At 76.1% G+C, this 1,132-nt stretch carries 1 protein-coding gene; it reads left to right on the forward strand.

The window, feature by feature from the left end; all coding sequences use genetic code 11:
- On the forward strand, positions 1 to 983 hold a 983-nt coding region (locus tag AXW62_RS39700), incomplete at its 5' end, for an SWIM zinc finger family protein (RefSeq protein WP_502688795.1).
- Between the last annotated feature and the right edge of the window lie 149 nt (positions 984 to 1,132).

The following is a 1,132-nucleotide window of genomic DNA, read 5'->3' on the forward strand; positions in this document are numbered from 1 at the left end:
GCGCCATGGAGCTGGAGCGGCGCCTCGCCGATCTGCTCCGCGACGGCCTGGCATCCGCCGACCGCGCCGGATACGGAGCGTGGGACGAGACGGCCGCGCGGATGGTCGACGCCCAGGCTCCGGGTCTGGAGACGCGGGTGCGGGAGCTCGCCGCCATTCCCTCGTCCGGTCCGGGATGGCCCGCCCGGCTGCTGGAGGAGTGCGCGCTGGCACACCTTCTCAACCAGGGCTTCCTCCACCTCGACCGCCTCCCGGAGAAGCTGGCCGCCACCACGCGCACCCGCGTCGGCCTCACGACACCGGTGGCCGAGCTGCTGGCGACCGGGGAGGCGGTCCGGGACCGCTGGCTGGTCCTGGGCCGCCAGGACACCGCGGACGGCAGGCTCACCGCCCGCAGGACCTGGCTGCGCGGCGAGCGTACGCACCGTATGGCGCTGCTGCTCTCGTTCAGCGCCCCGGGCCGGCCCTCCGAGCCCGCGCTGCCCACCGGCCTGGTCCTCGACGCCGACCTCACGTACTACCCGGCGGCCCGCCCCCTGCGCGCCGCGATCGGCGCCCGCCATGAGGAGTCGCCGGAAGGCCCGTCCGGAATGGGCGCGCAGCCCGCGGGGATGCCCTCGGTGCCCGAAGCGGGGATGCCCTCGGTCCCCGAAGGGTGCGATGTCGGAACCGCGCTCGCGGCCTACGGGTCGGCGCTGGGGGAGGATCCCTGGCTGGAGGGCTGGCCGGTGGTGCTCGCCGAGGTGGTGCCGGTCCCGGGGGACGACGGCTGGCAGCTGGCGGACGAGCGGAGCGGCTCGGCGCTGCCCGTCGATCCGCGCTGCGCGGGGCGCACCGATCTGTGGCAGCTGATGGCGATATCCGGCGGCGGCCCGGTCACCGTCTTCGGCGAATGCGGCCATCGCGGCTTCTCGCCCATCACCGCCTGGGACCCGACACCCGTCTCGCTCATCACGACGACAGCGCAGGGAGGCACCCGTTGACCAGTACGACCCCCGTCGCGTCCTGGGACGACCTCGTCGCGGCCGCGCTGCTCGGCACCGAGCGGCGCACCCCGCCCGTCGCGCCGCGCCCCGGGCAGGACGCGCCGTCCGCCCTGCTGGACGCCGCCGCGCTCAGCACCGTGCGGCGG

It is taken from the genome of Streptomyces hygroscopicus subsp. hygroscopicus, assembly GCF_001553455.1.
GTDB lineage: Bacteria > Actinomycetota > Actinomycetes > Streptomycetales > Streptomycetaceae > Streptomyces > Streptomyces hygroscopicus.